Annotated in this window: 19 protein-coding genes and 2 pseudogenes; 14 read left to right on the forward strand and 7 right to left on the reverse strand. The window is 65.8% G+C overall.

Going from position 1 to position 20,079, the window contains the following annotated elements; translation table 11 throughout:
* Positions 1-12: 12 nt before the first annotated feature.
* The 5 genes from OG494_RS24235 to OG494_RS24255 all read left to right on the forward strand — a co-directional run bounded on the left by OG494_RS24235 (position 13) and on the right by OG494_RS24255 (position 4,304).
* Positions 13-630 (forward strand): 2'-5' RNA ligase family protein, encoded by a 618-nt coding sequence (locus tag OG494_RS24235; protein WP_328442804.1) that lies wholly within the window; start codon positions 13-15, stop codon positions 628-630.
* Positions 627-1,109 carry a hypothetical protein gene (locus OG494_RS24240; RefSeq protein ID WP_328442805.1) on the forward strand — a complete coding sequence of 161 codons (483 nt, stop codon included), beginning with the start codon at positions 627-629 and terminating at the stop codon, positions 1,107-1,109. The genes OG494_RS24235 and OG494_RS24240 overlap by 4 nt, the downstream gene beginning before the upstream one ends.
* A gap of 370 nt (positions 1,110-1,479) precedes the next feature.
* Positions 1,480-2,277 carry a Scr1 family TA system antitoxin-like transcriptional regulator gene (locus OG494_RS24245; protein ID WP_328442806.1) on the forward strand — a complete coding sequence of 266 codons (798 nt, stop codon included), beginning with the start codon at positions 1,480-1,482 and terminating at the stop codon, positions 2,275-2,277.
* Positions 2,278-2,549: 272 nt separating this feature from the next.
* Positions 2,550-3,470, forward strand: coding sequence for a Scr1 family TA system antitoxin-like transcriptional regulator (locus OG494_RS24250; RefSeq protein ID WP_328442807.1), 921 nt, complete (start codon positions 2,550-2,552; stop codon positions 3,468-3,470).
* A 111-nt stretch (positions 3,471-3,581) separates the two neighbouring features.
* Positions 3,582-4,304 (forward strand): hypothetical protein, encoded by a 723-nt coding sequence (locus OG494_RS24255; RefSeq protein WP_328442808.1) that lies wholly within the window; start codon positions 3,582-3,584, stop codon positions 4,302-4,304.
* A gap of 210 nt (positions 4,305-4,514) precedes the next feature.
* Here the strand turns inward: OG494_RS24255 and OG494_RS24260 are convergent, their stop codons facing one another.
* Positions 4,515-5,039, reverse strand: a complete 525-nt coding sequence (locus OG494_RS24260; RefSeq protein WP_328442809.1) for a hypothetical protein — start codon at positions 5,037-5,039, stop codon at positions 4,515-4,517.
* A 713-nt stretch (positions 5,040-5,752) separates the two neighbouring features.
* Between OG494_RS24260 and OG494_RS24265 the strand changes: the two genes are divergently transcribed.
* The 3 genes from OG494_RS24265 (at position 5,753) to OG494_RS24275 (ending at position 7,711) form a co-directional block, all read left to right on the forward strand.
* Positions 5,753-5,893 carry a hypothetical protein gene (locus OG494_RS24265; RefSeq protein ID WP_328442810.1) on the forward strand — a complete coding sequence of 47 codons (141 nt, stop codon included), beginning with the start codon at positions 5,753-5,755 and terminating at the stop codon, positions 5,891-5,893.
* A gap of 168 nt (positions 5,894-6,061) precedes the next feature.
* Entirely contained in the window at positions 6,062-7,024 is a 963-nt protein-coding gene (locus OG494_RS24270) for a hypothetical protein (protein ID WP_328442811.1), read from the forward strand.
* Between the two features lie 90 nt (positions 7,025-7,114).
* The gene (locus OG494_RS24275; protein ID WP_328442812.1) at positions 7,115-7,711 is read left to right on the forward strand and encodes a hypothetical protein; all 597 of its coding nucleotides are present in this window, start codon (positions 7,115-7,117) and stop codon (positions 7,709-7,711) included.
* Between the two features lie 82 nt (positions 7,712-7,793).
* On the opposite strand, the gene OG494_RS24280 is transcribed toward OG494_RS24275, so the two are convergent.
* The 3 genes and pseudogenes from OG494_RS24280 to OG494_RS24290 all read right to left on the reverse strand — a co-directional run.
* On the reverse strand, positions 7,794-10,700 hold the full coding sequence (locus tag OG494_RS24280) for a hypothetical protein (RefSeq protein WP_328442813.1): 2,907 nt from the start codon (positions 10,698-10,700) through the stop codon (positions 7,794-7,796).
* A complete protein-coding gene (locus tag OG494_RS24285) occupies positions 10,697-11,098 on the reverse strand; it encodes a hypothetical protein (RefSeq protein ID WP_328459238.1) in 402 nt (133 codons plus the stop codon). The genes OG494_RS24280 and OG494_RS24285 overlap by 4 nt, the downstream gene beginning before the upstream one ends.
* A 183-nt stretch (positions 11,099-11,281) precedes the next feature.
* Positions 11,282-11,488: pseudogene (locus OG494_RS24290) on the reverse strand (hypothetical protein); the annotation flags it as partial.
* Positions 11,489-11,508: 20 nt separating this feature from the next.
* Between OG494_RS24290 and OG494_RS24295 the strand changes: the two are divergent.
* A complete protein-coding gene (locus tag OG494_RS24295; RefSeq protein WP_328442814.1) occupies positions 11,509-11,814 on the forward strand; it encodes a hypothetical protein in 306 nt (101 codons plus the stop codon).
* 258 nt (positions 11,815-12,072) lie between these two features.
* Complete coding sequence (locus tag OG494_RS24300; protein WP_328442815.1) at positions 12,073-13,077, forward strand: DUF932 domain-containing protein; 1,005 nt, start codon at positions 12,073-12,075, stop codon at positions 13,075-13,077.
* A gap of 4 nt (positions 13,078-13,081) precedes the next feature.
* Here OG494_RS24300 and OG494_RS24305 read toward each other — a convergent pair whose 3' ends face one another.
* Positions 13,082-13,228: a hypothetical protein gene (locus OG494_RS24305; RefSeq protein ID WP_328442816.1), complete on the reverse strand. Its 147-nt coding sequence runs from the start codon at positions 13,226-13,228 to the stop codon at positions 13,082-13,084.
* Between the two features lie 404 nt (positions 13,229-13,632).
* Between OG494_RS24305 and OG494_RS24310 the strand changes: the two genes are divergently transcribed.
* From OG494_RS24310 to OG494_RS24325, 4 genes are all read left to right on the forward strand, one after another.
* Positions 13,633-13,803 (forward strand): hypothetical protein, encoded by a 171-nt coding sequence (locus OG494_RS24310; RefSeq protein ID WP_328442817.1) that lies wholly within the window; start codon positions 13,633-13,635, stop codon positions 13,801-13,803.
* 306 nt (positions 13,804-14,109) lie between these two features.
* Positions 14,110-14,448 (forward strand): response regulator transcription factor, encoded by a 339-nt coding sequence (locus tag OG494_RS24315; RefSeq protein WP_328442818.1) that lies wholly within the window; start codon positions 14,110-14,112, stop codon positions 14,446-14,448.
* 75 nt (positions 14,449-14,523) lie between these two features.
* The gene (locus OG494_RS24320; RefSeq protein WP_328442819.1) at positions 14,524-14,739 is read left to right on the forward strand and encodes a hypothetical protein; all 216 of its coding nucleotides are present in this window, start codon (positions 14,524-14,526) and stop codon (positions 14,737-14,739) included.
* A 144-nt stretch (positions 14,740-14,883) separates the two neighbouring features.
* Positions 14,884-15,639 carry a GP88 family protein gene (locus tag OG494_RS24325; RefSeq protein WP_328442820.1) on the forward strand — a complete coding sequence of 252 codons (756 nt, stop codon included), beginning with the start codon at positions 14,884-14,886 and terminating at the stop codon, positions 15,637-15,639.
* An 847-nt stretch (positions 15,640-16,486) separates the two neighbouring features.
* Here the strand turns inward: OG494_RS24325 and OG494_RS24330 are convergent.
* On the reverse strand, positions 16,487-18,274 hold the full coding sequence (locus OG494_RS24330; RefSeq protein WP_328442821.1) for a hypothetical protein: 1,788 nt from the start codon (positions 18,272-18,274) through the stop codon (positions 16,487-16,489).
* 1,276 nt (positions 18,275-19,550) lie between these two features.
* Positions 19,551-20,028: pseudogene (locus tag OG494_RS24335) on the reverse strand (transposase); the annotation flags it as partial.
* Positions 20,029-20,079 lie beyond the last annotated feature (51 nt).

The raw sequence follows: 20,079 nt of genomic DNA on the forward strand, positions 1-20,079 counted from the left end.
CAGCCCCAACTCATGGTCATCCCCGACCTGGCCCGCAACCCGGGTCTCGCCGACTTCGTCGCCCAGACCCGTACCGTCATGGCCGATCATCCCGGGACCACTGAACCGGTGCCCGATCAGAGCCTGCATCTGACCGTCCAGCCCCTCGGCTTCCCCGGACGTGACCGCGTCGATTCGGCCGCCCGGGCGCAGCTGATCACGGAGCTCGAGTGCACGCTGGCCGAAGTGCCGGCGTTCGACCTGCTGATCGGCTCTGCGCTGGTCGGTCACCGCGGTGTCGTCGCCGACACCCACCACGACGACGGGTTCAATCTCCTGCTCGACCGCGTGCGCCCGGTCATCGCCGCCGTCTGCGGACCGGAGGCGATCGTCTACGACAGCCGTCCCGCGCACATGGCGCTCTGCTACGCCGGCGGGCACGGCTCCAGTGACGACCTGCAACGGCAGCTCCGCCGCCGTGTACGTCCCGGCCACGCCACCCTCACCGTCCGCGCCGTCGACCTCGTCGAAACCGTCCAGGTCCCCGACCGGTGCCGCTACGACTCCACCGTGCTGCACCGCTTCACCCTCGCCACCACCGAAGCACCGGCGACCACGCCCGACGCCATCAGCACAGGGGTTTCGGTATGAACACCTCGTCCGGCGCGCGCCTCGCCGTTTCCGGCCTGTGCGGCCATGTCCACGACCACGGCGGTTGCCTCGGCAGCGACTTCGTCCGCAACCACCGGATCGTCTGCACCTCCTGGGATCTCGGCACCGTCGAGAACGGCCTGCATCTGCGGCAGCAATGGGCGCTGCGGCTGCAACGCCACGACGACACCGGCGCCGCCCACGCCCTGACCTGGGTGCACGACGGGAACACCGGAACCGGCCCGCTCGACTGGGACTCGGCGGTGTTCCTGCTCGCCCGCGACGCCCACGACGGCCGTCTGAGCTGGACCGAGTACCGCGCCGAGAACGACCTCACCGGCGCCGCGCTCGCGGACATCGCTGCCGAACGCGAGTACTGGACCAAGTGCGTGCACACCTGGCACAACGTCCGCACCTTCCTCGGCGGCAACGCGGGGCTGCGTGCGGCGTTCTTCGACATCGTCCCGCCGGAGTACTGACCCGGACGTGAGCACGACCTCTCGCCGACAGCGCGATCCGCCCCTGCAACCGACATACCGGACTGACGACCAGAAAGGGAACCTCCGTGGACATGATCGATATCGTGCTCGCCCGCAGCCCGGCGCCGCTCCCGCCGCAGGGGACCAGCACACCGCCAGACAACCACCCAACCAGATCGCAGCCCCCTCACCTCCCGGGCCGCACTCGGCCACGCCGACCGTCGAGGGCAAGGCAGACGCGATCTGATGACCACACCTCAAGCCCCAGTCCCGAACATCTTCTCCCGCCGTTCGTCACCATTCGAGACGCTGCACTTCCCGCATCTGCTCGGCACCGCGCCGCGCACTCCCGCGGCGGCACTGGCCGGCGATGCGCTGCGCGAAATCCGGATTGGACACAACCTCGGGCCGCGAGCATTCGCCCGCAAACTGCGCCTGCACCCCGAGCTTCTCGGGGCAATGGAAGCAGGCAGCCGGCCACAATCCCCCCACGCTAGTGGCATGGATCCTCGGAGCCCTGGACATCGACCCGGCCAGCGCCCACCGCATCCTCACCCACGTCGAGAACGCCTCACCGCACCTGGTCACCGACCACCACACCCACACCCACACCCACACCATCGCGGCACAGTGCTACGAGCACATCGCCAACCACACCATCGCATGGGCGCCCATCCAGCTGCCCGACCTGCTCCGCACATCCGAGCACGACGACCTGCTCTTCCAACATCCGCTCGTCGACACCGACTACGCCGACCACCAACGACAGACCCTGCTCTCACGCCGCGACGCCCTCATCACCAACCCTGACCGCAGCCACACGTTCCTCATCGGCGACGCCGCGCTGCTCACCTGCCCCCAGCCCGCGCGAGCCGGGCAACTGATCCTGCTGCGAACTCTTTCGCACCACACGAACATCACTGTCCGGATCGTGCCGATCAACCGGTGTTCACCGGGCCTGGCAACCCCCTTCACCCTCTACCACCGCGACGACACCGCGATCGCCGTCGCCGCCCACCACGATCACGCCGGCACCTACACCTCCGCCCGCGACATCCTCGCCCGCAGCGCCGACACCGCCGCCTGGCTCACCGCCAACGCACTCGATCAAGCCGAGACCAGTCACGCGCTGGCACTCCCCGACGACCAACCATCACCGGTTCCGTGACCTCAGCGAGCCGCCACCGAAGCGATCACGCGCATCACGTCACGGCGCCACCAGCGCCCGCCGCCCGCGTCTCAACCGGCCCGTTACAACTCGATGTGCCCACTGCCAGGCCCGACCGCGCTTCGGCACACGCCGGCCGAATCACCGTAGGCTCACCACCTCGCACCGGGAAGACCATGCCCCGCCGCAAACCCGCTCCCACCGCCCACAACCCCACGGCCATCCGAGTCGGCCTCAGGCTCCGCGGCCAACGCCTGGCCCACCGGCTCACCTTGCGCCACTTCGCTCGAACCCTGGGCCTAGCACCAGGACGGCTGTCGAACATCGAGGGCGCGAGCTCGATCACCGACCCCACCACCGCTGCCTTCATGCTGGGAGGCCTCGGCACCGACTACGCCACCGCGCAACGCATCATCACCGCCCCCGCTCACAACGCAGCGTCCGACCTCGTCGACACCGAACACGACAGCCATGCGGCCATCGCCTGGCACTACGAGCAGGTCGCCGACCGGGTCACTGTCTGGGCACCCACGCTCATCCCCGATCTGCTGCGCACCCCCGAACACGACCTCGCGCTCATCACCCACCAACTGGCCGACACCGGCATCAGCGACGCCTACACCCTCGCGTTGCCTCAGCGCCTCGAAGCCCTCACCAACCCTCGACGGCACTACACCTTCCTCCTCGGTGACACCGCCCTGCGCGCCTGCACACCGGCGCTCCGAAAACGCCAGATCGGCCATCTCCGCTCACTGGCTGAACAACGACACATCACGATCAGGGTCGTGCCTGCCCGGCACTGTCCGCCCGGCCTGGTCGCCCACTTCACCCTCTACGAGCAGGCCACGACCGCGATCGCTGTGGCCATCCATCATCACTACGCCACCACCTACCTCACCAACCCCGGCACTTCTCGTCGGCTACCGCCAGTGCGCCAGGCTGCTCAGCGCACTCGACGCCATCACCATCAGCGAAGCCGCCGAACAACTCGACCCCCCAGCACCACAACCCGACCACAGCAACCTCACTCCCGGACAACCACCGATCACCGACACGCAACGAGAAGCTCTTACGCCCACCAGCTTCCTCATCCGCCACGGCACCCGGTCCGATTCTTCGTATCCGGAGGCGACCACCACGCAGCCGATTCCATGCCGGGCCGCACCAGCGACATCGGCGCAGCCGCCAGATGAGGGCGACATCCCGAACGGCCTCCCGGCCGCACCACCGTCCGGGCCGGCGGCAACGGCAAAGTACGACAACGCTGACATCAGCGCTCACACGGCAAAGGAGAAACTCGTTCGATGACCGTTCATCACCTCGCCGACGACGAAGCTGGCTACTCCCTCAGCGGTCGAACCGCCGACGAGTGCGGCACGACACTGGCTCCGACCATGGTCGACAGATTGGTGCGGGAACTCGTTGACGCCACACGAGAACCCGAACCAGAACCGGAAACGGATTCGAATTACCCGGTAACGACAGAACCCGGCCCTCACGCGACGGCACAGGCTCCGGGCATGGAGACCGGCGAGGACAGCGTCGCGGCCGAGCGCCGGCCTGACCTCTCGCCGGGGACGCTCGACACACCCACGTTTCAACAGATTCTCGGAGACGAACTGCGCGCGCTGCGTCGCCGGCGCGGCTGGACAAGGATGGACCTACTGCACCATGTCAAGATCGACGTTTCGTTGCAGACCTTGGCCACGTACGAACTCGGCACCCGGCGGATTTCAGTGCTGCGCCTATTCGATCTCTGCCAAGCGATGAACGAACTCCCGCAGGACCTGATCGCCAGAGTTCATCGGCGTGTCGCACACGACTGCCTCGTGGCGGATCTGTCCACGCTCGCCGGGCTGGCCGAGCCACATCTCGCGCCCCTGCGTTCCTGGGCTCAGCAACAGCTTCACCAGTCCGGCACCACTACGGACTTTCGCTTCGATCTCTCAGCCCTGCAGCGCATGGCCGAGTTGTGCAGCACACCGCTGCCCGAACTGATCCAGTTCCTGCACGGTCTCCGGGCCTGACCGCCGCCTTCGGACTCACGTACCCCAGCCTTCCTTGTACAGCGCGGATCTGCTGTCATGTCGGCGGTGATATCGGTCAGTTGGCGGCGAGGCACCGGTCCACCAGCCCGGCGGTCCGACACTTAGATGTCGGCCCGGCCGGGCGAATACACCGGCCGGGCCGATCCGCGCACGCCAGCAACGTCGGCGACTGTCACGACATCAGTGATGTCACGGACACCGCGGAACCTGCGGTGTCCCGGCCCCGCCGGGGCCGGTGTGCTGCTCGACCTCCCACAAGTCGGCCCGGACCCAGCCGTAGGTGCCGCCGCGGTAGGACCAGCCCCAGGCATGCCCGTCCGATGCCCCGCGGGTGCAGGAGACCCAGAACCCGGCGCCGTAAGGGATGGTGCCCAAGATCGGGCCGTTGACCGGCCGGGAACGGATGCGCGCACCGTCTGCGGTCGCGACTGCCGCGATCCAGCCCTGCGTCGTCGCCGACGACATCGGTCGCGTCGGCGCGGAGGTGGGTGCCGGCCAGACGAGTGTGCCATCGGGTGCGACCGCCGGCGTATCGGCGACGATGTCGCTCTCGCCCGGACCATCGGCATCGAGCGGGCCGGAGACCGCCTCGGCCAGTCGCGGTGATTCGGCCGCGTGCGCCGGTTCCGCTGCAGCCAGCGTCATGGCCGTGAGCGCACCGAGCGTCAGCAGTGACGCCGCGATCCGCTTGCCACGTAAGACAGTTGTTGTCATGAAGAGCCTCCCGTCGAGCTGGCGCGCCGGGACCGGCCAAGCAGATCACTCGACCGAGGGTGAGAGCTACGGTTCATCGACGCGCGTGCGAATTCGCGGAATCAGACGAGCGGATCTGCCTGCGTCGTCGCTTCCACTGCAAGTGCCTGGCTGCCTTCCCGGCGGCCGAACGGCACGGTTGCTGATTGGCTCGGGAGGGGTGCCCTCCCCTGCGACCCCTCCCGAGCCGGGAACCCTTAGTTCGCCTGGGGGTTGAGAGCGAACCCGGTCCCCGGAAGGGTCCATTGTGGTCACTCCCGTCTGGACCACTGTGGATCACCTTCTGAGATCCAGAGTGCACCACGATCAGTTAATTCGCCACACGTGTGGCGGATTTTTTCGTGATAACTTTCGGTGTCGGGTCCTGCGCGAAACGCAGGCACCCGCGATGCCCTCCCCGACGCGTGACCGGCCCGGTCGGACGTGGCCGCAGCTCAGTGCAGCAGACCTGCGGTCCACGGCAAGCCCGCACCAGCCGCCACGCCCGCGCCGGTCCACCGGCGACGGGCTTGCCCCGGACCGCCGGGGCCCGCTGGCGCGGGCCGCAACCGCGGCCACCGAGCCGGGGACACCGAGGAGGACATCATGGTCAGGTACTTCGTTTCCACCCGTCGCACCCAAGGCAAGCGGGGCAACGACTCCAACAGCATCCGCGCAACCGAGATCGTCGATCTGTGCAGTCTCTCGCACGAGGATCCGGACAACGCGTACTGCGGCTGCGCGCCGACGACATCCTCGACGCGATCGACGAGGACGCCGAGACGGACGGGGAGCCGGAAGCAGCGGCCTCGGCGGATGAGGCCGGCCGAGGCTAGCGCGCACCCCGACGGCGGCCCCGACCTGACGATGACCGCTCGCCCGTCGGCCATAACGGGCCGCCGTCAGGCGCGCGCTCGGGCGGTGGCGGCTCACCCCCTCCGGTGAGCCGCCACCGCCCTCCCGCGCCACGTACGGGAGGGCTGATCGACGGGAGCCCCTTCACCGTGACCACCTACCTGACCCCCAGCGAGGCGATCGGCGTCCTGCCCGACAACAGCTCCGCCACCCTGTTCGTCGTCGGCTTCCCCACCCGTTCCCCTGATCCGATGACACCAGCGGTCCTGGCGTTCCCCTCGGCCGACATCGCCACCCTCCACACCCCGGCGATGACCAAGCACATCCACGCCCAACTCCCGGCCGGCAGCAACGCCGACCTACTGATCGTCGTGGTCGGCGACAGCCGGGACTCCCGACCGTTGCCGCACCGGGCCGCGATCGCCGCACTCGAGACTGCACTGCGCCCCGCCGGGCACACCGTGACCGGCTGCTACTGGACCCCGCACACCCAGCCCGGCGCCATCCTGCGCGACTACCGCGAACCGCACCGCATCAGCGCCATCCTCCCCACCACCACACCCCTGGACCTCACCCCACCCCTGCGCATCGTCGCCGACGCCGCCCTGCCCTGGGGACTGCCGTTCACCGATCACGGCGAGACCATCCCCACCCACCTCGGCCGCTTCGCCCGCGCCGTGCTGCCCATGCTCGTGCACTGCGACGACCACACCCACCACATCGTCGAGCAGGCCATCGACGACGCCACCCGCGGCGAGTTCCCCGACGACGAGAACGGATTCGCCGTCACCTGCGCGCTGCGCGACAACACCATCTACGCACCGCTGCTCGTCCCGCCGGCCGATCTGGATCTCCGTCGTATCGAGCAACTGTGGATGGCGCTCCACCGCGGCGCCGCCGACCAGGGGATCCGGGCCAAGCTCGCCGCACTCATCGCCGCCAGCGCCCTGCGCCGACGTGCGCGGCTTTTCGCCGCGTACGCGCTCGCCCACGCCACCGCCGCACCCGGCACGGGCACCCTCGGCGCGCTGCTTCAGCAGCGCATCGAAGGTGTCGCCCTCGACTGGGAACTCCAGCACCTCGCCGCACGTGTCGCCGGCTCGCGCTCGTAGCCCGTCCTCGCGCCGATTACTGGCCGCGGTGCCTGCTCTCTGTTCGTGAGCGGGCGCCGCGGCTTTCCTTCGATATCCGGGAGCGTCACCGTGCATCACGTGATCCAGTGGTCGGGCGGCATCGGCTCGTGGGGCACCGCCGAGCTGGTCCGCCGCGACCACCCCGGTGAGCCCGTCACATTGCTGTTTGCCGATGTTCTCGTCGAGGACAGTGACCTCTACCGGTTCAACACCGACGCCTCAGAACGGCTCGGGATCCCCAGCACCCGCGTCTGTGACGGCCGGACGCCCTTCGAACTGTTCCAGCAGCGTCACTTCCTCGGCAACGCCCGTATCGCACCGTGTTCTCAAGCCCTCAAGCAGAAACCGTGCCGACGCTGGCTGACCGAGCATGCCGACCCGGCCGACACCGTCCTCTACGTCGGACTCGAACCCGGCGAACAGCGCCGAGCGCCCGCGATCACCGCCGGGTGGCGGCCGTGGCGGGTCGAGTACCCGCTGATGCGCCATCCCGGCCTCACCAAAGACGATCTGCTGGCCTGGTGCGTGATACCGGGCTGGAGCCACCGCGGCTGTACCGCTTCGGGTTCAGCCACAACAACTTTTACCGAACTACGTCGACAGGCTCGACCCAGGCGGGAGTCCTTGCCATATCAATGCGCGAACGGTGGTCGCAATGGGGGCTAGTTTAGACCGCCATCTGCTAATTGCGACAACGGGCGTCATCACGACCAAATATTGCAGGTGAGGTATCGAAGCGATTTTTAGATCATGACAGATCGTTTGGTTCGAGTAAAGTCCACAGTGAGCGAGCGACCTCCGGTTGATGAAGGTCTACTAGTTCGGTTAGCGCGTAAAACGCGTTGCGATGCCGCGTTCCAGCCTTAGTCCGCTCTACTAAGAGTGGCACATGCCAGGAGTCGGCGAGTTCGGTCGCCACTCGCTCGGCAACTGTCGACATTTGGGAAAATGTGAATTGCAAGAAGCTTAGTAGGCCTTCGAAGCTGCTTGGCGCTACGTCGACTATTCGACTGATAGCTTTGGGGTCCGCGAGCAGCTCTGCAATCTCTATTGCTAACGTCGGAATATCTCTGTGCGCGAATTCTAGGAATCTCGCAGCGCCGCCTAGGTCATTGGGGATGGCGTCGGCAAGCCTGACTAGGCGCTGCTCCTCAACCAACGATGGCCGAAGCAGATCAATCAGCTCGGGTTGGTGGACATTGGCGTACTCGAGAAACGTTGTTGCGTTGAGTAGGTTGTTGGGGATGGCGTCGGCGAGGCTTGTCAGTCGACGCTCCTCGACTAGCAATGGTCGAAGCAGGTCCAGCAGTTCGGTATGGTCGACTTCGGCGTACCCGAGGAACTCGGTGGCGTTGCCCAGGTTGTTGGGGATGGCGTCGGCGAGGCTGGCCAGCCGACGCTCCTCGAGCAGTAACGGCCCCAACAGGCCCGCCAGTTCGGGCAGGTGACTGGCAGTGAACTCGAGGAACTCGGTGGCGTTGCCCAGGTTGTTGGGGATGGCGTCGGCGAGGCTGGCCAGCCGACGCTCCTCGAGCAGTAACGGCCCCAACAGGCCCGCCAGTTCGGGCAGGTGACTGGCAGTGAACTCGAGGAACTCGGTGGCGTTGCCGAGGTGGTTGGGGATGGCGTCGGCGAGGCTGGCTGGCCGAGGTTCCTCGAGCAGCAATGGCCGGAGCAGATCCAGCAGCTCGGGTTGGTGGACCGCGGCGTAATCGAGAAACCTTGTTGCGTTGCCGAGATTGTTGTTCGGGATGGCGTCAGCGAGACCGGTCAGCCGCTGCTCCTCAAGCAGCAACGGCACCAATGGGCACTCCAGCTCAGGCAGGTGACTGGCGACGAACTCGAGAAAGCCTGTGGCGTTGCCAAGGTTGTTTAGGATAGCGTCGGCGAGATTGGTCAGCCGCTGCTCCTCGAGTAGCAACGACCCCAGCGGGCGAGCCAACTCGGGAAGACGCCTGGCCGCGTAACGGAGAAACTCGGCGACGTTGCCTAGGTTATTGTTTGGGATCTCGTCGGCGAGGTTGGTCAGGCGCTGCCTATCAATCAGCAACGGCCGGAGCAGATCGACCAGCTGGGGCTGGTGCATAGCGGCGTACTGGAGAAACCTTGTGGCACCGCCGAGGTCCTTGGGGATTGCGTCGGCAACTTTTGCGCGAAGGTCAGGCTCCGCCAGTCGCTCAGCTAGTCGCTTCGCAAACATAGGCATTCGGTGCATCAGAAACTGTAATAGTATTTTCGCGCCGCCGAGGTCGAGCGCGGCCGATTCTAATAAAGTGAATGGGATTTCTTCGGAGCGAAGTAGGTCGTCCATCTGCTTGTACGTCATTACCCCGAGCTTTGCGACTAACGAAATAATCACTACTGTTACTCGCTTCTCATACAAGCTGGAGGTAGTCATTTTCGGGTCAGACGTGAGCTTTCGCAAGATCTCGACCGCTTCGGCGCGTCGGCCAAGTAGGACTAGGCGAAATGAAAGCGCGAATCCGAATTTCGGGCTATTCGTTGCCAGTTCGGCTAGCACCGCGTCAATTTCGCGCGTCCGAGTAGCCTTCGCAATTAGGTGACCCAGGCCGGGGTGTGTCAATGCGTACCGTCGATGGAACTCTTTTCCGTGGGTCGTTGCATGGACGACGCCAGCTGCCATTAGGCTGCGCAAGACGCCCGGAGACACCAGGTCGTCGGGCATGCTCATCTCTACCGTACTGACTGCAGCTAGTTGTGCCAGCGCTTGACGGGCATCCGGGTAGGGGTCAAGGTACTGCTCCTTAACGTAATTGATCGCGTCATTCGCCGTTAAAGGGAATCCGGAGGTGATCCATCGCCGTGGGTTTCGCCCTTCCAGGTGTCGCCTCACTGCAGTCACAAAGGCAATCCGGTCGCTAGCGAAAAGCTGACACCATGCTGCAACTGTGGCCTGTTGTGGCACTAGATCGCTATCGTTCAGATCGCTGATCCGGGCGAGCCGCCGGTACGTGTGGAGCAGGTCATCCTCGGTGACATCGAAAATCACTGCATTCGACTGGAGTCGAGCTAAGCCGGAACCTTCGATGGTGGCTCTCGTCGTCCTCGATACGGTTCGGCCCACGAGCAAGAGTTGACTACCAGCACCGTGACGCTGCCAGTGCCGGTACATGGCGTTCGCCAACGATTCGTCAGCGTGGACGTTGTCGAGGATGAACAGTATCGAACTGCTCGCCAGGGCCGACATGCTGTCGAGCGCCAACGCCGCGTTCGGGCGCTCCAGCGCATCCTCGGTGAAGTCGAGGTAGTAGGTTGTGCCTCCATCAGCGTCGTGCCGCAGCCCTACGAAGAGGGCCAGCGTGGTCTTGCCGACTGTCCCCCGGCCCTGCAGCAGACAAACTCCCGACCGCAGATATTCGATAACGTTACGGACCAGTTGATCACGCACCTGGATCGCGCCTTGAATGTACTCCAGGCGAGTCGGTTTGTACGGACAAGTGTTGTCATTGCCGAAGGCCGACGAATACTCGTCCAATGGTTCGAACGGTTGAGCAGTGTCACTTGGTCGCCCGATATAGACATCACCCATCACCCCGGTGTTGGCCACACCGCCGTTGTCGGCGCTGGCCTCACCCGAATCCCGGACCTCCACGCCGTCCCGCCGGTCAGCGGGCTGGCGCTTCCGCTCAGTCACGAGCGAGGAACCCGCCGGACGCCGGTGTTGGCGACCGAATTCGGCCCGTCAGCGATTGCTTTGCCTGATTTGGTCACCCGCACGGCGCCCGTGTCACCGTCGACGACCTCGGCGCCGGTGTTCGCCTGGCCTCCGCCGGTGGCCTGGGCGTCTCCGGAGTCCTTCACCGACGTCTCGCCCACCTCGACGTCATCTGGCACCACGTCCTCCCCTCGTGAGCGCGGCAGCAGGTACGGCGCCACCAGTGCCGTCAACGCCAGGACAGCGCCGATGCTGCTGCTCACCTTGTCGGCCTTGTCCAGACCGACTACGGCTAGGTAGGTGACCAACCCCGCCACGATCACAACGAAAACAACACGGCCCACCCACACCCACCGCACACCGCGTCCAGTGACCATGGTCTCTCCTCCAAACAGACGACCGGACAAGAGCCTATGGGCCTGCCGACGCAGAGAACCCGGTTGACTCCAAACTCGTACCCAATGGGTCGCGTACTTCACGACCGCCGTTACTCGGTGCTTGCATCCAACTAAGAGGTCGCGCAGCTGGCCGGCGACGCAGCAGTGCCCAACTGACGTCCCCGGCTCGGGGTCGAGGTCGACCACCAGCCGGTCCGGTGGCGGCCGACGGCCGTCGTTGTCGGCCTGCGACTGGGGAACGTGCAGTTCGTGGCCATGTTGGCTGCCTACACCAGCGCTGGCAGCTGGTCGAGGAGCGCGTACTCGATCTCGCCTCCCCGATCGTGAGATCGGGCAGGACGACGGCGCGTCCGTAGTTAGTCTGGTCAACAGGCCGCGGCGGTCTCTGCGTGCGCGGTGGGCAGGCCCACTGGCGCCGTACCCGCGACGTCTTCCCCGACCGGTTCGCCTGGTACGCCCAGCTCGAACAGGACTTCCGCGACACCCACGGCGACGTGGCGATCCTCAAACGTCGTCGCCACGGCCAGTCCCAGCCGCTACCGCTGCGCGATCTGCACACCGGCTCCATGGTCGCGCCGGCCCCCACCGAGCCGGACATCGAACGCGTCCTGCACCTGCTCGGCCTCGGCGAACGCCCCGAAGATCGGCGACGCCGTCTCCGGGTGGGATCGCCCGCAACAGCGCGAGTCGGGTGACTCTCAGCCCGGCCATCGCACTCTAGGCGGATCGGGCGATTCCGATGCGCCGGGCGTTCGGCCGTCGCGGTGTGACCGAGCCGAGGGAACCAGGCCCGCGCCGGCGGTGCACGGCCATCAGCCCGTACCGCGGGCTCGTTCCGCGCTACGGGGCCTGTGCACCGCCGGCGCTCGGCCTGGTGATCCGTGGCCGTCCACCGCGAGCCCGCCATCCCAGGCACCAGGCTCGCACCGCGCCACACCGGAAGGGCGACCTTCGTGTCAAAGGAAACCAGTAAGTGGCTCAACACCAACGTCCTCATCGGATTCACCGACAAACGCGGCCACGCCTGGCACTACCGCGCCATAGACCAAGGCACCGAAGCGAACCACTACCCCGGACCGATCCCCATCACCGACGTCAAACGACGCCTGTTCAGCTGGACCGCCGAACCGGCCCGGGTCTTCATCGAAGACCGGTTCGGGCTCCGCCTCGCCGAGCAGCACCTGGGCATCACCACCTCCGACACCGGCGACATCCTCGCCATCCACACCGACGAATACGGCATCCACCAGTACGGCACCTGGCTGCTGGACAACGTCGCCGCCCTGCTCGACGACGGCCTCACCATCGGCTCCGCCGGACTGCTGCGGGAACGCAAGCAAGCCTGGGTCAGCGTCGAGGTACCCGACAACATCGTCACCCCAGAAGGGGTGGAGTTCCGGCCCAACCTGCTGGCCTGTTCCAGCCACGACGCCAGCCTGAAGACTCGCTACAAGCGGGTCGTCACCAACGTCGTCTGCGACAACACCATGGCCGCCGGCCTGCGCGAGGACGGCCAAGAACACGCCATCGTCCACAAGCGCAACAGCGCCCTGCAGCTGCTCTCGGCCCGTGAGGCACTGCAAATCGTGCACACCGTCGCCGACGACTTCGCCGCCGAAGTCAAGAAGCTGTGCCAGACCACCGTCACTGACCGGGCCTGGAAGGCATTCCTCGACGCCCACACCCCGATCCCCGACGAGCCCGGCCGCAAACGCACCAACGCCGCCACCAAACGCTCCGCTCTCACCCGCCTGTGGACCAGCGACAGCCGCGTCAGCCCGTGGAAGAACACCGGCTGGGGTGTCGTGCAGGCCGTCAACACCCACCTGAACCACGAAGCCGTCATCCGCGGCGCCACCCGCGCCGAACGCAACATGACCCGAGTGATGAAGGGCGAGCTGGCCAAGCACGACCGCGCCACCACCGCCGTCCTGCGCAAGGTCCTCGCCGCCGTCTGAGCTCTCACCGGTCCCCGCCCTCGCTTTCCCTTCCGCTACGCGAGAGGACCTTCGTCATGAGCACCAGCACCTTCGTGCCGTTGGTGTGCGGCAGCGACGGTTGCACGAACACCGGATACGGCATCTCGATCGCCGTGTCCCGTCCGAGCATCTACCGCTGCCACGACTGCATCACCTGCCGCGACGCCCTTGCCCCCGGCTGGGTCCGCGGATTCACCGATGCCCGCGCCTACGCCGGCCGCAACACCGAACTCGGGCTCCTCGACGCGGCGGCTCTGCGGGAGCAGGCCGCGCCGGTACTGGTCGCGATCGGTGAAGCGCGGGATGCGTTCACGATGCTGGCCGACCTCGTCGGCCCGGCTCTGGCCCGCGACGCGGTCACCGCGATTGTCAACGCCGGCGACCGGGTGATCGACTGCACGATCACCAACTGGTGGGCCGCCTACCGCCACCCCCCGGACCGCACCGAGGCGTGCGGTCTACCGGTTCGACCAGATCTGGCAGGTCCGCGTCTACGGCCGCGTCGTCTGCAGCGTCCACCTCACCACCGCCGGCGTGTTCGACCGCTACGAGCCCGGCACCCTCGCCGGATCCGTACTGCGTCCCGACCTGCCCGGCGACGACCTGCCCGGCTACGACTCCGTCCACGCCGCCGCCGATGCCCTCATCGCGTGGACGGCGGATCGCGAGCCCGCGATCGTTGCAGCAGTTCCCGACCACGCGTGACCTCGCAGGGCGGCGCGCGGCCTCGATCACGCGACCAGGCCCCGCGACACCGGTCAAGGCCCACCCGGCGAGCTCGGACTCCCGTAGGCGGGCCGGGGCCTTGACCGGTGCCACGCCGGGGCCTGGATACCCGAGCCGTCCGCACACCATCCCGCGCGAGGCCACCTGAATGAACCGGGAATCCCCGAGTTCGGCACGCCCTGCCCCGGGCATGCCGAACACCGGTTCGGGCTGGCCGGGTCAGGGCACGCGCCGCGCCGACCCGGCCAGCCCCTTCGCCCGCCGAACGACCCCGGAGGTCCGACCATGACCCGAAGGACCGACCTGACCGCCACCGAACTGGAGGTCCTGCGCGACGTCGCACGCGGTTTCAACAACATCCAGATCGGACTGCGACAATTTCGCTCAACCGAAACCGTCCGCACCCACACAAAGAACATCTTCGCCAAACTGCGGGCACGCAACCGAGCGCACGCCGTCGCCATCGCCTACGACACCGGCATCCTCCACTGCCAGCTTCCGCACCTGCCGCTGACACAGCCGATACCGGCCCGTACCCCTCCACCACCGTGCCGCCGCGCCGCCGCCACGTCATCCACCGACCGCTCAGCCGGGCGCCGGTCCACGCCGGGAGGACCACGATGACCGACCCCCGTAGCCCGGCCGACGCGCGAACCTACCACGATGACCTGACGCTGCCGCTCGTTATCGATCCACAGCATGATCGAGCACCTTCCGTCGGCCGATGAGTTACCGCCCTTGGGCTACTGGTACACCGCGCCGTTCTTCCTCGGCCAACACGCGTTCGTCCTGGGCACCCTCGGCGACCGCACCGCGGCCGGTCGGGCCGCCCGCGACTGCCTGGCCGAGATGCCATCCGCGTGGACGTCGTCGGAGTGGGCGTCCCGCCGTCGCGAGCTCGCCGAGCTCACCTGATCACCCAGCAGATCATTCCGTATAGGACGGTCTGCCAGTCGGCTCCGGTGTCTCGTCGCCGTAGCACAGCGGGTGTACGGTGGAATGAACCGGATCTTGGTGTGGCCTCCCCATGCATCGAGTGGCATGAGGACGGTGGTCACGATGACCTTGCTACGACAGAACCGCGAACTGAAGCGGCTCGGGATCTGGAACTGGTCCTTGCCGGCGTTCGCCGGGAAGCTACCGGATGGCCGCAACTACAACGCGTGCCCTTCGGCCGGGGTGTGCGCGCAAGCCTGTTACGCCCGCAACGGCACCTACCTCTTCCCTCAGGTGAAAGCGCGGCACCAGGAGAACCTGCGCTGGACCATGGACGACCTGCCCGGCTGGCAACACGCGATGCTGGATGAGCTGTCCCACAACCGGTTCGTCGACGCGTGGGTGCGGATCCACGACAGCGGCGACTTCTACTCCCGCCCCTACCTCGCCGCCTGGCTGGAAATCATGCGCGGCCGCCAGCGCACCCGCTTCTACGCCTACACCAAGGAAGTCGCCGCGTTCCGGGACCTGGTCGAGCCGAACCCGCCCCGCAACTTCTGGTGGGTCTACTCCTACGGCGGCACCCAGGACTCCACATTGGACCCCGCTATGGACCGGGTCGCCGATGTTTTCCCCGACGAGCAGTCCATCGCCGACGCAGGCTGGCACTCGCAAGAAGAATCCGATCTGCTCGCCGTCCTGGGGCCGGCACCGGTCGGGATCCCAGCGAACAACATCGCGCACTTCAAGGCCCGCCAAGCCGGGCGCCGATGGAGCCGCTGGCAAGCCGGTGTTGACGCCGCTCGCGCCGCCCGCCGCACTCGGTCAACCGCAGCAGTCGGCGAGAACCGGCCGGGCACGCCAGGAAACCCATGGTAGCGCCGCCCAGGACCGCGGCGGCCGCCTGCAGTCCATCGGAGCGGGCCAAGTTGCGGGGCCGCCGTGGCCCCGGTCCGCGATGTCACCGGCTCCACGACGTGCCACCCGGAACGCCGGCCCACCGCGACCGCGGCACCGGCAACCGAATCGGCACACCCCTGCGATCGGAAGGAACCCCAGGAGATGTCGCACGAGGTAATGCCGTACCTGCGCGAGATCGCCGATGCGCTCGGCGCGCCGTGGCGCGCCGTCACGTCCCGCCGTGTCGGTGAGGACGCCGCGCTCATGGGCCCCGACGGCGGGTGGATCAGCGTGACCGTCTCCTACCGAGCGGAGCGGACCCGCCTGGTTGCTGGAAGCCTGGCTAGACTCCGAGCTCAGTCCCCATCAGCCCACCGGAATGGTCCGGCCGTCGGTGACCGTGGCGCGGGCCCGGCCAGCCACCGCGGTCGGCAAGGACCTGACCCGGCAGCTGACCCCGGACGTGGTCGAACTGATCGCTGCGGCCCGGGATCTGGCGCATCGGCGCGCGTGCGACGCCGCCGGCCTTTCAGTGTGTTCTCGCCACGGTCGGGGCGGGGTTCGGCACCACCCCGGCGGCCGGGGCAACACGGTTTCGGTCGGAGCCTACGGTCAGCCGCTGTTCGCGCGCCGCCCAGCCCACGGACCGGACCTAGAGGCGGTAATGCAAGGGCCGACGCAGCGTTGTAAATCGCCAAGGGCAGCGGCCGCAACCAGGTCTGCGCGGCTCCCGTGGCCACGGCGGAGACGCGGGCCCCGCAGATCCCCTGATGGCCGATCAGCACTGCACCTGACCGATACGAACTCTCACCGTGGACTACATTCTCTACATTGCGCGTGCAAAGAATGCAGCAAGGGCCGTCGCACCAATTATTAGCGTGACTCCGGAGAGCATCCATTGATATGGGGCTGCGGGTTTTTCGGGAACTTCCAGAGGTTGCAGGGCAGAAAATGTTACGGCTCGGCCTCCGAGTTCAGAACGCAGAGGAAATTTCTGATTTGATTCAGTTGTATCCGCGATCTCGGGTGAGTTAAGCGCGTTCGTGGCGTTTGCGGTGAAGATCGCCGTACGGTTGGAGAGCCAGGCGTTGACCCGATCGAGTCTTCGAATTAACTCGTCCCGCGCCTTCAGAGAGGCCTCTTCGACCGAGGGGAGCGCTTCTCGCTCGAAGTCATCGCGGTTCAGATCTTCGAGAGGAAGACCTAGCCATGCCCATCCGAGCTCTACGGCGCGCCAATTCTCCGCCATGATGCGGTGGCGCATGGATTGCGCCTCGGTTGCCAGGGAATCACTCTCAGCCAATGCACTGGAGGCCTTTTCCCGCTCCTCTGCAATTTTACCCTGCGCCTTCCGGATGCGGCCACTGATCTCGTCAATCACCTCACGCTCGACCCACAACCGGTCGCCGAGCAGATTACCTCGACAAAATAGTTGAGCCAACTGCCACACCCAGGCATACCAGACCAGGCCGACGACGACAGCAAAGATGCCAGCCTCATAGATAGGCAAATCCGCTTGCCTTGCAAGCCACGCGATGCGCACGCCGCCTAGCACCCCGATCGCCGCAGCTATGCACACGAGTAACCGGTATGCGTCCGCAAAGTTTCGATCGGCGTCGAGAATATCGTCGACCGTAGGCGCTGGCCAGCGTCCGGTGCCACCACTCTTGAAAGGCCGGTTGTAATCGACAGCAGCTTCTCTGCGATCAACACTGCTGCGCTCTGCGCCAATAAACGAGCGGACCGACCATTCGATGGCAAGCACCTGCAGGGACACCATCCCCAGCGCGATCGCCCAGCGGAACATATTGTCGGGACTACCTTCGAAGGTGAGATTCAATAGTGGCGCCCACAGCAGAGTCGCATCCATGATGCCGAGGAAGCTTACCGCGAGCAGTCGCCAGGTCGCTTTCCAGTTTTGCTGGGTATGACGGGAGTTGCCTTCCGCGCTTCGCCGGCGGGCCAACTCTAGGTCCTGCTGGTGCACCAGATAGATCTGCCGCGCGTCGGTCACCCCTCCATCTGGCCCTATCACGGGTTCATCAAGAATTCCGGAGATCTGCTCGATCTCGTCGGCCGCATTTCTCAAATGTTTTGCCGCCTGCTTCTCTTGCATTGCGGCTTTTTCGTCAGTTTCGGCGGACAGTTTGATCGCCTGCGCGCGACTGGAAGACGCGGTACTCTGTACTGCCGCACGAGCGCTGACGACGAGTGGGCGGTCACTATATGGACTTCCGGTATCCGGATCAATTGTACTAAGGTACAGATTCATTGCCCCTGACCAAACAGCAACATCGATGCCACCTTCGGCAGTTACCGCCTGACGTGGGAGTTCTTGCGGACGGAACCGGCCTTCATCCGTCGACGCGTACCGACCGCCGCCCGAGGGCGACGAACCCGCATCCGACCGCAGATTCTGCACTGTGGTCTCCGGCTCACGCACCTGACGTTCCACGACCGGTTCGAACTGCTCGGCGTCGACCCCCGCGCTCGCCATCGCACGCAGTCTTGCAAGCTGCCTGCTGGACCCTCCAAAACGCGCAACAGCGTCCACAAACGACGCCGACAAGATATGATCGATCATCGCGACCGCCGCCCCACGTAATTCCACCACGAGGATGGAGGGTTTCCAAGATCTCCTACTGCCAGGGAAATATCACGAAGCGTGGGACTTACACTAGTCTCAGACAACACGGCCGGCGCGTCGACACATACTACGCCTATCAGTGTTCCATTTTCATTGTATACCGGACAGGCAGCCAAACCGACTAGGGGTCGGGTACGCATGAACTGTCCCCAGCTGAGCCCGTAGGTCTCCGCCTGGCTATCCCAGTTCTTGGGGCCCACACTTTCGCCATTCTTGACGAAACTCTTCCAGTCGACCACTAGAAGATTCTGGCGACGAAATGCTTGTCCCACTACCGATGAGCCGGGGCGCCATCGTGCGCCAACGGATGGCCCAGATCCTAGCCGCAGCCTGTCTACCAAGTGCAAGCGGGTCAACCAGAATAGTCTTCGGCGATGAAATACTGAGATACCAATTTCCCGCCAATTTGCGGGAGCGCAACGAGCCAACTCGGATATTCCAGCACTCATAACGGCCTGCAGTTCTTGGTCAAATCTACGAACAGTTGAGAGTTGCACCACCGAAAAAACTGCTCCGGCCAGGTCACTCATCGCAACTATCGTAAGCGCTACGACCGCGACATAGAGCAGCGGACGCTGGCCTCCCCAAAACTGAGGGCTCGGCAGGTTCAGCTGGGCCAATGTGACAGCACTTACGGCCGCAGCGCCTGCGGCACACTTGATCAGCCGTGGCAAAAGCCGCATGGGACCGCCTGTCTTGCTTGACACCGCCAACGAACCATAGGTCGCGCCGATGGGGCGTGTTGTTACACGTTGATGCGGCCACCGTCGGGGCCACGGGGCGACCACCAAGTTGGCATGCAGTTCGGGCTTGTCCTGCTCGAACCGTTCGGTGCCCCTGATGGCCAGGCTCAGAGCTGCCTACTCGGCGGTACTTGAAACAGCCGACCTAAAGAGGTTTTCAGCACCTGCAACCCGACCGGCCCCTGATCACCCGCGACCCGAACTTTGGCCGATATCGACAGATCTCACCAGGCACAAGCAATAACATCGAAGTGATCGGCACGATCTCGGGCACCGCCGAAGCTCGCGTCGACTCGGCCGCCGCACGCGGGTACTGGCCCTCGCGGCCGGTGTCGGTGTCGATGGAACTTCGCCGCACGAAGCCGCGCTCGCGCTGTCGAACGTCGACCCCGCCGAGCTGTACAAGGCATTCTAACGATCAGTAGCGAGCAAAACCGGCAGACCGTCCTTGCTACGCGATGACCCGTTGGCTGGCCATGGGGTGTGTCACTATGTGGTTGTCAAGCCGCAGCGGGGGTGGGAGCCAGATCGGGGCGTCGGTAGTGGGTGCCTTTGCGAAGCATCGCTTAGAGGACGTCGCAGCGGCGGCGGGTAGGCAAATCAGGGCGGCGTTGTGCTTCCTGCCCTCGGCTCGTTTGCGGTCGTGGTACGCCCAGCTGAACGGGTCGTGCAAGGCCGCGAACGCGGCGAGGAAGAACGCCCGCTTGAGCTTCCAGTAACCGGTCCGGGCTGGATGCTCGCCCTTGATGCTGGTGCCGGAGCTTCGGGTGACCGGGGCGATGCCGACGTAGGCGGCGAGGTTGTCCGGAGCTGGCGAAGTGGAGGCGTCGCCGACCTCGAGCAGGATGCGAGCTGCGGTTCTGACACCGATGCCGGGCATCGAGGTCGGGACCCCGGCAAGAGGGTGCGCATCAAGTATTCCCTCGACCTGATCAGCGACCTGTTCCGTTGCTGGAGAACGGTTCCCAAGCTGTCAGCAAACCAAGCAATGAGCGGCGCAAGAGCCCGATCGCGACGAGCCCGCTGCAG

Origin of the sequence: Amycolatopsis sp. NBC_00438 (genome assembly GCF_036026695.1) — a bacterium.
Lineage (GTDB): Bacteria > Actinomycetota > Actinomycetes > Mycobacteriales > Pseudonocardiaceae > Amycolatopsis.

Excerpts from the sequence above, each read along its gene's own strand:
- OG494_RS24315 (WP_328442818.1), top strand. The coding sequence starts at position 14,110 with ATGACCCGAAGGACCGACCTGACCGCCACCGAACTGGAGGTCCTGCGC.
- OG494_RS24325 (WP_328442820.1), top strand. The coding sequence starts at position 14,884 with ATGACCTTGCTACGACAGAACCGCGAACTGAAGCGGCTCGGGATCTGG.
- OG494_RS24320 (WP_328442819.1), top strand. The coding sequence starts at position 14,524 with ATGATCGAGCACCTTCCGTCGGCCGATGAGTTACCGCCCTTGGGCTAC.
- OG494_RS24260 (WP_328442809.1), bottom strand. The coding sequence starts at position 5,039 with ATGACAACAACTGTCTTACGTGGCAAGCGGATCGCGGCGTCACTGCTG.
- OG494_RS24235 (WP_328442804.1), top strand. The coding sequence starts at position 13 with ATGGTCATCCCCGACCTGGCCCGCAACCCGGGTCTCGCCGACTTCGTC.
- OG494_RS24255 (WP_328442808.1), top strand. The coding sequence starts at position 3,582 with ATGACCGTTCATCACCTCGCCGACGACGAAGCTGGCTACTCCCTCAGC.
- OG494_RS24285 (WP_328459238.1), bottom strand. The coding sequence starts at position 11,098 with ATGGTCACTGGACGCGGTGTGCGGTGGGTGTGGGTGGGCCGTGTTGTT.
- OG494_RS24240 (WP_328442805.1), top strand. The coding sequence starts at position 627 with ATGAACACCTCGTCCGGCGCGCGCCTCGCCGTTTCCGGCCTGTGCGGC.
- OG494_RS24245 (WP_328442806.1), top strand. The coding sequence starts at position 1,480 with ATGCGCTGCGCGAAATCCGGATTGGACACAACCTCGGGCCGCGAGCAT.
- OG494_RS24305 (WP_328442816.1), bottom strand. The coding sequence starts at position 13,228 with ATGCTCGGACGGGACACGGCGATCGAGATGCCGTATCCGGTGTTCGTG.